This is a genomic window from Paenibacillus sp. GM2 (genome assembly GCF_900069005.2).
In the GTDB taxonomy this organism is placed as follows: Bacteria; Bacillota; Bacilli; order Paenibacillales; family Paenibacillaceae; genus Fontibacillus.
In genome coordinates, this window is record NZ_LN831268.1 from 1 (window position 1) to 11,123 (window position 11,123).

The window sequence follows — 11,123 nt, forward strand, 5'->3', positions numbered from 1 at the left end:
AAGGAGATGTGGTTTGAAACACACTTAGGTTAAAGTGGCGGGAAGCGTTGAGTTTGTTAGGTTTTCGGAGTAAACTTTAATGCGGCAGCCTCAACTAAGTACATCGAAGAGATGTTAGTTACACTGGTGGGGAGAATTTTAGAGGATTGGATGAAATAGGAGATGCAAAAGCAGTTGTCGAGTTATACTTGACAACTGCTTTTAGTTAAAATGCTATAATTTACTGTTAACTTGCAAGTTCATATGGTAACAGTAACTGTTCGGAATTTCTGAATAGTTCAAAATGAAGAATAGAATAACAATTGACTATAAAGAAAATTACTCTTTAGTACTGTTTTGTCTTCTTAAATTTTGAACTGCCAGAGCGAGATTTTGTATTTTATCAGCTTTGCTCCACTCGTCCCAGAATTTCACTGAACCTGAATTAGGTTGATACTCTGGCTTTTGAATTTTTATTCTGCTAGGCAGTAAACAAGAATCACCTACAACAATTGCCTCTCCGACTCCAAGCGTTGGAAGTTGATCTTGAATACCCCCTAGATTTTCTGGAAGCAAATTTGCTACAGCACTTTTATCTGATTGATTTGATAACCGAAGAGCGACGACATTATTACACTGACTCATTACAGTAGTATTTAGTTCAGATGGACGCTGACTAATAATAAGTAAGCTAACTCCATATTTACGCCCTTCTTTAGCAATCCGCTCAAAATGGGCTAATGCGCGAGCTTCTGCTGCATCAGCAGCCAAGCGATTAGGTAAATATAAATGTGCTTCATCACAAACCAGTGCAATGGGATGTCTTGTCGTACTATCAGACCATTGTTGAACCTGAAAGACTAAACGGGCTACTAAACTTAGAACAATTGGTAGTATATCCGAAGGAACCTCACTAAAATCAATAATTTTTATTCCTTGTGAATTTTCGGTATTTGCTCTCATGAGCTTTTCAACCAAGCTATCTAAGTAATTTACTGCAAGTTGCTGTTGGCTTAGTGAGAACAAAAATCCGTGCCGTCTATCACTGCGCTTTGATTGGAGTCTAGGCAAGAAACGATTAAACTTGCCATTAAAGGGACCGTTAACGGGTCCTTTTGTTCCTTGAACTTTTTGTTCATTTAGTTCGGTAATTATTTTTACAACATCATCCAAGCTGTAGGGGACGGGACTATCAATTGTAAAGGTATCAAGTTCTTTATGCATCTTTTCAGCTTCAAGAACAGCTTTTTTGGCACTAATAACAGCATTACTAAAAGCCATAGCTTGATTTGGTGCATTTTCGTCACTTCTATCTAGTATGAGAGCAAGCATATCTTCATAGCCGAGTAGCCAATAGGGGAGAAAAAGTACGCCTTCTTTAGGATTATCCAAATCCCCTGGTCCAGCAATCCGATAGCGTGTGATATTAGGATGCTTAGCTAAAGGCTCATATTCACCATGCAAATCAAATACGACCATGTTAGAATTTTCAAGACCTGCTACTTGCTCGATTATTTTTGCTACCGTCCAGGATTTTCCCGAACCTGTTGAGCCAACAACCATTGCGTGCCTTTGAAAAAATGCATTTCCGTCTAATAAAGCATGGGCATTAGCGGCCATTGTATATGAGCCTAACGACAAAGGGATTTTTGACTTAGCAGTTTCATCAGCGATTAGCCCCGTAAATAAAGTAAGATATTCACTATATAGCAAGTAACATTCTGCTCCTATTTCCGGAAGATTTTCGACAGCTCGCGTAAATGAAGGACGCTCTCTGCCCGCACGAGGTCCTTTGAGCGTACCTAGAGCATTGATAGTAACATCATTATTAACATTACTACTATCATCATCCGAAGCTTCATCTTTTTCAAACTCTAGACGAACCACCCGTTCGATACGTCCAACCAAACGAGTGTTAGGATCAGCGGTGTTCATAATAACATAGCCGTTAACATTGACTTTTCGAAGTTGTTCCTCGTTAGAAGTCGAAACATTTACACGATAGCTATCAACTTTATTAACATACCCTACAAAATACTCATTGCTGATGTTAAATAGGTTTATATCTTGTTGCATATGACTCAGCTCCCCATGCTTGATTTAAAAGTTCGGCTAGCGTCCAATGATTTGGTTCCTCTAGAATAAACGGCTCGAATTTATCACTGATAATCTCACTGTATTGGTCTGCTTTTTGAATTGCAATGAAATTTCTAATAAGTTTCCTTTCAATTAAAACTCTAGCAGTACTTGATAATTCCATTGCCAAGATTATTTTTGGAATAGATTCATTTCGTAATAACGGTTCAAAACTACCTTGAATGTGTAGGTCATTAAACCCAAATCCTAAGAACATCAGGGCGTTACATCCACTTAGAACTTGTCTCATTTCTGAGAACACCGTATTATACGGCTCCATGTGTGTCTCAAGATACTTTCCTGTTCCAGGCGTTACAATTGTTGGTGATAGTTGAACTTGTTCTAATAGCGGTAGCAAATGAGTACTGACTCCAGGCACTTTCATCACATCACCATTAGGAATTTTGAACCAGCTTAGTGAACCATGAGGCTTGTAAACTCGCAAGTGAGGCTGTGTTATATTATTAGGAGTTCGACCGTTCCTTATGGTTCGAATCATTTGCTCATTTAATCTGCTTACAGGAAGCGGAGAACCGATTGAACCTTCGTCAAATCCATCCCACACCTTCCAACCTGCTTTTGAAGCCGACCATTCAATAAGGTGGTCATAATTTGTTGTCACTACATGGAGAATTCTGGTGTTGGACGTCATATATTTGGAAAAGTATCGAACAAAACCAGTAGGATCAGAGTTGGTGGATATATCCAGCAATAGTTTTTGCTCATCAGATGATATGCAACACCAAGTCTGTTGAATTATTTGTTTTAATAACGCATCACTAACAGCTTCTCCAGAATTCTGGAGTACTTCTTCAAGCCCCTTCCCGTTAGTCAACTTTGATTTAATATCTTCCCACACGATTTGTTCCTGGGTGTTCAGTTTATCTGGGTTTACATGTTTAGTTAAAAATTCAGCTAACTTCCACATGCCAGAAATTCCAGCACCTGCAGAGGTCCCACTTCCAACTACAAGTACAGGATTTAATTTAAATGTTTCTTCAATAAATTCAGAATATTTGTCTCTCATAGAGATTTCCCCTTAAAGTTCGCCAATAAATTTAAGTTGGTTGCATCCATAAGTTACTTGTTTCGACAGCGTTCCTGGAAAAACCTGCTGCTGTATAAGAAGTATTCTAAAAATGGAATTCCGTTTATAACACTCGATGATTCGGTGAATATTTTTTCTGCTCTTGACTCAACGTGCAGAACTTTCTGCAAGATATGGAGGAATAATATGGATACATGTCGAATGACTCTACATGATTCGACTATCATTTATTTAGTAATGCTACTGAACTGTAAGTGAGGGTTATATATGCAGGATAATAGACGATTGTTTACCGATAATGAAAAAATGCTTTTATTTAACGAAGTCGATGGTTACTGTCCTATATGTACGGATGGGCTTACTCATAGAAAAAAGGGCAGGATATACAAGTCCTTTGAGGTGGCACATATCTATCCAGCTAATCCGTTACCTAATGAGGTAGATTTGTTGAAATTTGAGGAGAGGTTGTCTGATGATGTTAACGATTTGAAAAATGTAATTGCAGTTTGTTCAAAATGTCACGGTCGTTTTGACAGTCCACGTACTGTTGAAGAGTATAATAAATGGGTAAAACTAAAAAAAGGACTTTTGCAAGATGCCCAACTCAGAAGTACGTATTACTTGTTCAATATTGAATCAGAAATTGCTGTTGTATTAGAAAAACTGCAAACTATTGACGGGGATATCACCACTCTAAGTTATGAGTCTTTAAAAATCGATGAGAAAACAAATGATTCGCTTCCTTTCATTCTTAAACGAAAAATAAAAAATGATGCAGTTGATTACTTCGATTTTATCAGAAATATATTTGTGACAATGGATCAAGTTACTCCACATAAGTTTGATACTCTTGCATCCCAAGTTAAAAGTTTTTATTGGAAGTGCATGCAAACAGATACCAATCAAGAATACATATATAATGCGCTTGTAAAATGGTTAGATGAAAAGACAGACCATTGTTCTAGAAGAGCATGTGAGATAGTGATTGCTTTTTTTGTTCAAGACTGTGAGGTGTTTTCTTGATACTTCCTAACAAGCTAATACCATTTAAAGATAGCGTCATATCAAAATTAGTTTATATACTGGAAATTCTAAGTATAACAGATGACAGTGTGGAAAGTCTGTTTGAAAAAACATCTCACAAGTTTGAAGATGTTAACCAATTTATATTAGCTTTAGACGTTTTATTTGCTCTTGAAAAAATAGAAATTGATGAGGAACTGAAGGTGATTCGATATGTTAAAGCAAATCATTTGTGATAAATTTGTTGAACAGCGCGTGGTTTTTCACAAAGGCTTGAATGTTATAGCTGGTGATGAGATTGCCTCAAACTCCATTGGTAAGTCTACAATGCTAATGATTATAGATTTTGTTTTTGGCGGCGATGATTATATCAAGAAAAACCATGATGCTGTCGACAACTTAGGTCATCACGTATTTAAGTTTTCGTTTATTTTTGATGAGGATGAATACTTCTTTTATCGCACTACTTCTGATTACAAGTTTGTAACAGTATGCGATGAAAATTTTCAAGCTCAAACTAATATTAAAATTGAAGCATATACCAAGTTTCTTCAGGAGAAGTATAAATGTCAAATTGAAGAATTATCATTTCGAAATATTGTTGGAAGATACTTCAGAATCTACGGGAAAGAAAATCTAAATGAAAGAAAGCCGATCCAATATTTTGAGAAAGAGCGGCAAAAGGACTCTGTTGTTGCATTGGTAAAGCTTTTCAATAAATATAGTGAAATTGCTGGATTTGAAAAACAAATCACCAAGTTATCAGAGGAGAAGACAGTCTTAGCTGCAGCTGCAAAAAAAGAATTAATACCTAATATTAGCAAAAGTCTTTTCGGACAAAATGAGAAGAAAATCGAATTGCTTAATGATGAACTGACAAAATTAAAAGAGAGTATAATCAGCGCTGCATTAGATATTGAAGCACTTGTCTCAAAGGATATTCTTGACCTTAAAAAGAAAAAAAGCAGCTTAGTCACGCAAAAGAATGTATTTGAAAGTCGTTTGAAAAGAACATTAACAAACATTGAGAATAAAAATATAAATGCAAACTCAGAATTGGAACAACTGATTGAGTATTTTCCCAACTTCAATGTTGAGCGTGTGATAATGGTTGATAATTTTCACTCATCAATTACTTCTATCTTGAAAGACGAACTTAAAAATACTGCAAAAGAGATTAATACGCAATTATCTATACTGAATAATGAAATCGCAGATATCGATAAGCTCATCAAAGAAAAACTTAGCATTAAAAATGCGCCTAAATATACGGTTGAAAAGGTTGTAGAAGTTGCATCAAAAATCAAACAACTTACTGATGAAAATGGATTTTATACAAAGAAGAAAACTATTGAAAGTTCGATGAAAACTGCAAAAGAAAACTTGGATACATACAGAGAAGCAATCTTGACTGAAATATGCAGTCAAATTAACATTCAAATGGTTAAATTAAATAAAGAAATTTATTCAGACAACAGACGCGCTCCAGTGCTATCTATTCAAGGGGAGAGGTACTCATTTAATACCTTTGGAGATACTGGTACTGGCACTGCTTTTGCCAATTTAATTACTTTTGATATAGCTCTTTTGGAACTGACATGTTTGCCTGCACTAGTACACGACTTACCTCTCATGAAAAATATTGAGAATAATGCACTCGAAAATATTGTGGAGATTTATAACAAGAGCAACAAACAAATATTTATAGCGATAGATAAAGTGAATTCCTATAAAAAAGAGACAGGGAAGTTAATTTCAGATAGAACCGTTCTACAACTAGCTAAAAATAAAATACTTTTTATAAAAAATTGGAATAAAAATCTATAAGAAACAATCAATTAAATTTGGAAGCCCTATACCCCATCAGCGGATATAGGGTATTTTTCTGCTTTTACGTCTAAGTGCAGAGGTTTTTGTAAACTAGACTGGAGACTTGGACGTGGCGCAGCAGCCAATAGAAGATGCCGTAGCGTAATTTGATGAAGATTAATCAAGCGATGATTACATTGTCGGTCAGTTCATAGTAGGAAAGGGCAACGGTGCGTTTCCCCTTCCGATTACAGGGATAAATTTATTTTGAAAGGCGGCTTGTTTCTATTCTCTATTCGTTCCTGTTGTTGCTTCATCTTGCCTCACAGAGTGCTGTACTCCATGCTTACACTGACACACCATAACATATTTATAGTCGGCTACTTAATAGAACAGTCATCTTTCACCATTCGTGCTAAATACGAGTGGAAAAAGAAGAATCCACCGCCAAATCAATGACAACAAGAACATTCAAAGTGTATTCGAAAATGTATTAACTCCAAGACTCGAAAAAAGACATGGGAGATTCCCTTGTCAGAAGCCATTGGAAATTTCAATCAAGCTGATTAATCTTCATTCGCATCCAAATCACATTGTCCTCATACCGTTTTGTGGGAGCGGCAGCGAAGCTGTTGCCACTCAAATGACGAACAGAAACTTTATTGCCTTTGAAAGAGAATCGAAGTACATAGAGCTTACGAATATACGTTTAGAGAATACGAATGAACTGAAAGACAAGCTAATTCACCTGATTTAGTCATTGCAACCTCAATACGAATACAGTTTGTGATTGCACAGTTTATATAGATAAATCATATTTAGAAAATTTATGGAACTCGGTTATACTTCAGCGACACATAAAAATAGAGCAAAACAGCCCACTCCGATTTAATCGGTTATGGTACAAGATCAATAGAACATAAAATAAACATGAGAACGCTCGAGAGGAGAATGCCCGATGTCAAGGGATTTAAATAAAGCTTACCGTATTCATATTCAGGCTGGGCAGGGTAATCTGGGTGAAATGATTGATGAACTTGCCAAACAGGTTGTTCATAAAAACATAGATGAGTATCAATCCAATAATTACCGTGTAAAAAAAATCTCAGCTTTAGGACGTGCCATTTAATCTATAGCTATTCATAAATTTGAACATCCAGCAGTCCCTTTGGCTTGAGCTTGCATTGCCAGAGGGATTTGCTTTTATATAAGGGGAATGATCAATCATGACGAAAGCCGCTATCTACGTACGTGTCAGTACGACGAAGGAAAGTCAGAAGGATAGCCCAGAGCATCAGCTTGCAGCATGTAAGCATTATGCGGAAGATATGGGCTGGGAAACCAGTGAAGATATTATATATGAGGACAGAGAATCAGGAACGAATATCATTGACAGACAAGCCATACAGCGGGTTGTAAGAGATGCTCAGAACGGTGCCTTTCAGGTTATCATTTTTGCTGCCTTATCTCGTTTTGCTCGTGACATTGGCGACTCTATTAACTTAAAACGTAAAATTGTTGATGCCTTGCACATCCGTTTAATATCTATCGACGATCATTACGATTCCGATTCTGACGGTGAAATGCTCTTCTCTATTATTTCGAGTATTAACCAATCGGTCAGTGAACAGATTAGCCGAAGTTCCCGTCGTGGTAAACGTGAATCAGCCCGTAAAGGGAATTTTATTGGTAGTCGCGCTCCGTATGGCTATAAGAGAGTCGTTCAAAATGGGTTGAAGGTGCTGGTTCCTGATGAGGAAACATTAAGCACTGTCCGTGCGATATTTCAGATGTATACGGCAAATAAAATGGGAGAAAAAGCAATTGTGGCTTATTTGAACGATAAAGGCATCCCCTCTCCCAAAAAAGGATTGTGGGGCATTACAACGGTTCAGCGAATACTGCAAAATGAAGCTTACATTGGTAAAAATCGTTTTTCCAAATATGAAACAAAAACGGTATACACCAATGTAAACGATATGTCAGAAAGAAAAAAGGTACAGGTGCAGCGCCCCAAAAGCGAATGGCGCTATGCCATTGATGAGCAAACTCATCAGGGCATAATTGATGAGGAAGTTTTCCAGTTAGCACAAGAGTTGCGGCTAGAACGAGGCGGTGGTGAGCGCGGCGGAATTAGGCAGAAAATCAATATATTTGCTGGTATAATCAAATGTGCGCACTGCGGTTCGTCAATGGTCAGCATGAAGTCCAAAAGCAAGAAAACAGACCGTGATGGTAGAGAATACCGCTATCTAGTCTGCTCCAAAAGACGACGACAAGGCGACGCTGGATGTAATAACGACTTTTGGCTCCCCTACTATCCTTTTCGCGATGACCTTATTCATTCATTATCTCATGCTCTGAGACATATAACCTCAGCAGAGGAATTATTAGAAAAGCATAAAAGACTCATTCAAATTAATCAGTCAGACCTTGAAGGCGAGTTGAAGAAGCTCCATAAGCGAATTGCAGAAAATCGCAAATGTCTGTTTGAATTGCGTCGTGAGAAGCTGTCAGGCGGGTTCCATGATGAACAGCAGTATAACATGGAGAAGGCTATCTATGAGCAGGAAATCGTTCAATTGGAGAAGAGGCTGACAGAGGTTAGTGAGGAGAAACAGAAAAAGTCAGACTTAACCGAGCTGTACGAGCAAGTGATGGATATGCTGGATGAGCTGCTAGATCTGGACTTCGATTCATTTGATGAGATGCAGTTGATACTGAAAAAGCTGTTATCAGAAATTAAAGTGAGCCGCGATGGTGAGATTCAGGTGGTGACGACCTTTGGGTTGTCGTTGCAGGAGCTTGAAGCTGATAAGAAGGAACATTTGAATTAGGTTTACTGCGCCTAGCGCAAAATAGACCAAGCGATAGATATCTTCCAGTGATGAATGGTATCGCTTGGTCTATTTTTCAAGCTCAATAGTCATAGTTTCGAAATTCACTTTGCATTTGGCTCTTATCATAAAATCAATGCCTACAATACCATCAAATCCATAGGGTTCTTGAATCGAACCAAGCTGAATCGAAAAGTCATCTAAAATGACCTCTTCAATACGAAACTCAGAAATCGGCTGTTCATAGCAAACCTCACTCGTTCCTCCTACCCCATACATTCGCTTGGCACGTCCATTGATAAAATCAATGTAGATACCTATTGCTGCTAATGCATCGGTATCGAATACTGTTGCCGCGCAGCCTGTGTCAAATAATACATTGTTCAGTACGATAGTTTGGTTATTTCGAGTTAAAGTCAAGGATACAATAGGTAAACCATTCTGTAGTCTTATCTTCATAGTTGCTGCCGTACTCCTGAGAAAAACTCTTCAACAACTTCTACTTCTTTTCTACTCGTATGGAATACATACAACTCACGAGACGGATGTAACTTATGCAGCTCTTTATAGCCACTCCACGCTTCCTGCGGATTATCGTAATCCTGAATGACTGCCATTTCCTCTAACTGACGTATGCAATTGCTGGAGCTTGCTTTGATTGCTTCGACAAGTACAAAGCGGCTTGGATGCAGTTCGGTAATTTCTCCCCATTTCATCGGCTTCACCTTACTTGGAACTGTAGTAATCATATTATAGCATATTTGTCCAAATGGAAGGGTATTGGTGTGGGAATTGTAATTATGTGGTACAATACAGTCTTCAAGTAAAGACATCTGAATATCGGCGTGTTAATGTGTTTTGCTAAAAATTTGAACATAAAATATTGTATCGGTAACTTGTGTTTCGAAGTGAAAGCAGTTAAGGGGGGTAATTTATGGAAAAAGCATCTTTTCCCAAAGAGTTATTAACACAAGTGATTGAATCCAATAATAAAATATGGATTGAACAGTACAAAACCATGACTAATTTTAGTAAGGGGTATTATCAGAAACTTGAGAATTTTTTTAGATTTCATAAATTTACCAATAAACCTTTTAATTTGTTTGTTCTAAAAGATGTTGAGGAATATATTGAAGTTCTATTCTATAATGATTATGCACCAAATTTAATAGATTCCGTTATATCGAACCTGTCCTCATTTAAAAATTTCCTAATTGTACAGTATCCAGATAATTTTAGTCAAAGCTTTCTAAGTAATATCTTGAGTTTGAAAATAGGGACAAAGGAGAAAAAATATGCTGAATCCCGTCCCTTAACATACAAACAATTAGCGCATATTAAACAATATATTAAATCAAACATAAGAACTGAATATATATTCAACGTATTTTACCAACTGGGTATTGATAAAAAAAATTTCCATGTATGTTCACCGGATAATGCAGTGAGGAAAAAAAACTCGTTTGTAAAGGAAAACATAGAAATTGAATTTAATTTTGTTATCGCTGAACTCCTTACTCGCGTGATGTTAGAACCCAATTTTAAGGCAACACCTAATATGATTTCCGCTCACTTTAAAAAAATTCAGATGTATTTAAGTGATAATAATCTACTGGAAGAGGATCAAACAATAACATACAATGACATAATAAAGACACATGAGCGTTTTTTCTTTATCTGCCCGCACTGCGATAGAAAAAAAGAGAATATTTCATCAAATTGGATATTGGTAAAAACCAGTATTAATAATGAATTGCAACTAATATGTTCAGAATGTAAGGGGCAATTATTATAGATGGAAAATGTCGATTTTTTATCAGTTGAATCCTATTTAGATATATATGATCAGAATGGGGTATTGTTGAAAATCAGAAATGAAGAAGTGGCGAGTACTCTGGAGTATTCCTCATTAACCACTTTTGAAGGAGAGAAAAAGCTAAAGTTACATTATGAAAAAGAAAGAGACGCTTCATTTATGAGAAAATGCAAGGAACAATATACGAAAAAAGATCCATTATTAGCATGTGAAGCTTGTGGATTTAGTTTTCAAAAAGTCTATGGTGACATTGGTAAAAACTTTATCGAGGGTCATCATACCAAGCCTATTGGTGAATTAACGGTGGAAACTGAAATAAATGATGAGGACATTAAAATGGTCTGTTCAAATTGTCACAGTATGATTCACAGTAGGTACCCGTGTTTCACGATTGAAGAGATTAAAGAACTGATTAACATTACGGAAATTTCAACATAAGCGATAAATTTTGGTGTGTTTCAAACCACATCTCCAA

The 11,123-nt window shown here is 36.7% G+C and carries 12 protein-coding genes; 8 read left to right on the forward strand and 4 right to left on the reverse strand.

The annotated features are described in order from the left end of the window. Nucleotides 1-318 precede the first annotated feature (318 nt). Both BN1360_RS00010 and BN1360_RS00015 read right to left on the reverse strand, forming a co-directional pair. Complete coding sequence (locus tag BN1360_RS00010; protein ID WP_068777885.1) at nucleotides 319-2,055, reverse strand: ATP-binding protein; 1,737 nt, start codon at nucleotides 2,053-2,055, stop codon at nucleotides 319-321. Beyond that, entirely contained in the window at nucleotides 2,030-3,142 is a 1,113-nt protein-coding gene (locus tag BN1360_RS00015) for an SIR2 family protein (RefSeq protein WP_068777886.1), read from the reverse strand. The genes BN1360_RS00010 and BN1360_RS00015 overlap by 26 nt, the downstream gene beginning before the upstream one ends. Before the next feature lie 288 nt (nucleotides 3,143-3,430). Here BN1360_RS00015 and BN1360_RS00020 point away from each other — a divergent pair, with 288 nt between their 5' ends. The 6 genes from BN1360_RS00020 to BN1360_RS00040 all read left to right on the forward strand — a co-directional run bounded on the left by BN1360_RS00020 (nucleotide 3,431) and on the right by BN1360_RS00040 (nucleotide 8,832). Next, nucleotides 3,431-4,186: an ABC-three component system protein gene (locus BN1360_RS00020; RefSeq protein WP_019638539.1), complete on the forward strand. Its 756-nt coding sequence runs from the start codon at nucleotides 3,431-3,433 to the stop codon at nucleotides 4,184-4,186. Continuing rightward, nucleotides 4,183-4,422 carry an ABC-three component system middle component 7 gene (locus tag BN1360_RS26285; protein WP_068777887.1) on the forward strand — a complete coding sequence of 80 codons (240 nt, stop codon included), beginning with the start codon at nucleotides 4,183-4,185 and terminating at the stop codon, nucleotides 4,420-4,422. Before BN1360_RS00020 ends, BN1360_RS26285 begins: the two co-directional genes overlap by 4 nt. Then, nucleotides 4,400-6,013 (forward strand): DUF2326 domain-containing protein, encoded by a 1,614-nt coding sequence (locus BN1360_RS00025; protein ID WP_068777888.1) that lies wholly within the window; start codon nucleotides 4,400-4,402, stop codon nucleotides 6,011-6,013. Before BN1360_RS26285 ends, BN1360_RS00025 begins: the two co-directional genes overlap by 23 nt. 394 nt (nucleotides 6,014-6,407) lie before the next feature. After that, the gene (locus BN1360_RS26345) at nucleotides 6,408-6,752 is read left to right on the forward strand and encodes a DNA methyltransferase (protein WP_082789872.1); all 345 of its coding nucleotides are present in this window, start codon (nucleotides 6,408-6,410) and stop codon (nucleotides 6,750-6,752) included. Nucleotides 6,753-6,953: 201 nt separating this feature from the next. Beyond that, on the forward strand, nucleotides 6,954-7,124 hold the full coding sequence (locus BN1360_RS00035) for a hypothetical protein (protein ID WP_157259328.1): 171 nt from the start codon (nucleotides 6,954-6,956) through the stop codon (nucleotides 7,122-7,124). A 97-nt stretch (nucleotides 7,125-7,221) separates the two neighbouring features. Beyond that, nucleotides 7,222-8,832, forward strand: coding sequence for a recombinase family protein (locus BN1360_RS00040; protein WP_068777889.1), 1,611 nt, complete (start codon nucleotides 7,222-7,224; stop codon nucleotides 8,830-8,832). 69 nt (nucleotides 8,833-8,901) lie between these two features. Here the strand turns inward: BN1360_RS00040 and BN1360_RS00045 are convergent, their stop codons facing one another. Further along, a complete protein-coding gene (locus BN1360_RS00045) occupies nucleotides 8,902-9,291 on the reverse strand; it encodes a pepsin/retropepsin-like aspartic protease family protein (RefSeq protein WP_068777890.1) in 390 nt (129 codons plus the stop codon). Then, the gene (locus BN1360_RS00050; RefSeq protein WP_229520683.1) at nucleotides 9,288-9,581 is read right to left on the reverse strand and encodes a hypothetical protein; all 294 of its coding nucleotides are present in this window, start codon (nucleotides 9,579-9,581) and stop codon (nucleotides 9,288-9,290) included. Before BN1360_RS00050 ends, BN1360_RS00045 begins: the two co-directional genes overlap by 4 nt. A 185-nt stretch (nucleotides 9,582-9,766) precedes the next feature. Between BN1360_RS00050 and BN1360_RS00055 the strand changes: the two genes are divergently transcribed. Continuing rightward, nucleotides 9,767-10,627 carry a hypothetical protein gene (locus BN1360_RS00055; RefSeq protein WP_068777892.1) on the forward strand — a complete coding sequence of 287 codons (861 nt, stop codon included), beginning with the start codon at nucleotides 9,767-9,769 and terminating at the stop codon, nucleotides 10,625-10,627. Beyond that, a complete protein-coding gene (locus BN1360_RS00060) occupies nucleotides 10,628-11,086 on the forward strand; it encodes an HNH endonuclease (RefSeq protein ID WP_068777893.1) in 459 nt (152 codons plus the stop codon). Nucleotides 11,087-11,123 lie beyond the last annotated feature (37 nt).

Coding starts and splice junctions, on each gene's coding strand:
- BN1360_RS00060 (WP_068777893.1), top strand. CDS start 10,628: ATGGAAAATGTCGATTTTTTATCAGTTGAATCCTATTTAGATATATAT.
- BN1360_RS00010 (WP_068777885.1), bottom strand. CDS start 2,055: ATGCAACAAGATATAAACCTATTTAACATCAGCAATGAGTATTTTGTA.
- BN1360_RS00015 (WP_068777886.1), bottom strand. CDS start 3,142: ATGAGAGACAAATATTCTGAATTTATTGAAGAAACATTTAAATTAAAT.
- BN1360_RS00055 (WP_068777892.1), top strand. CDS start 9,767: ATGGAAAAAGCATCTTTTCCCAAAGAGTTATTAACACAAGTGATTGAA.
- BN1360_RS00040 (WP_068777889.1), top strand. CDS start 7,222: ATGACGAAAGCCGCTATCTACGTACGTGTCAGTACGACGAAGGAAAGT.
- BN1360_RS00045 (WP_068777890.1), bottom strand. CDS start 9,291: ATGAAGATAAGACTACAGAATGGTTTACCTATTGTATCCTTGACTTTA.
- BN1360_RS00035 (WP_157259328.1), top strand. CDS start 6,954: ATGTCAAGGGATTTAAATAAAGCTTACCGTATTCATATTCAGGCTGGG.
- BN1360_RS00050 (WP_229520683.1), bottom strand. CDS start 9,581: ATGATTACTACAGTTCCAAGTAAGGTGAAGCCGATGAAATGGGGAGAA.
- BN1360_RS00020 (WP_019638539.1), top strand. CDS start 3,431: ATGCAGGATAATAGACGATTGTTTACCGATAATGAAAAAATGCTTTTA.
- BN1360_RS00025 (WP_068777888.1), top strand. CDS start 4,400: ATGTTAAAGCAAATCATTTGTGATAAATTTGTTGAACAGCGCGTGGTT.